The 297-nt window shown below is 44.1% G+C and carries 2 rRNA genes; both read left to right on the forward strand.

What is annotated here, in order from left to right:
- Positions 1-168: ribosomal RNA gene (locus ACK3CR_RS27065) — 23S ribosomal RNA — on the forward strand; the annotation flags it as partial.
- Positions 169-238: 70 nt separating this feature from the next.
- Positions 239-297 (forward strand): 5S ribosomal RNA (rrf, locus tag ACK3CR_RS27070); the annotation flags it as partial.

A 297-nucleotide genomic window follows, 5' to 3' on the forward strand; every position in this document is an offset into this window, starting at 1 on the left:
CGGACGGGATAAGTGCTGAAAGCATCTAAGCATGAAGCCCCCCTCAAGATGAGACTTCCCATTCTTCGGAAGTAAGATCCCTGAGAGACGATCAGGTAGATAGGTTAGAGGTGGAAGCATGGCGACATGTGGAGCTGACTAATACTAATCGATCGAGGACTTAACCTAAGAATTGATCATAATCGGATATGTTTTTCCTTGCCTTGTTATTTAGTTTTGAGTGAACAACTCTATATAGTCTGGTAACCATAGCCAAGAGGTCACACCTGTTCCCATGCCGAACACAGAAGTTAAGCT

It is taken from the genome of Priestia sp. TRM10, assembly GCF_057808375.1.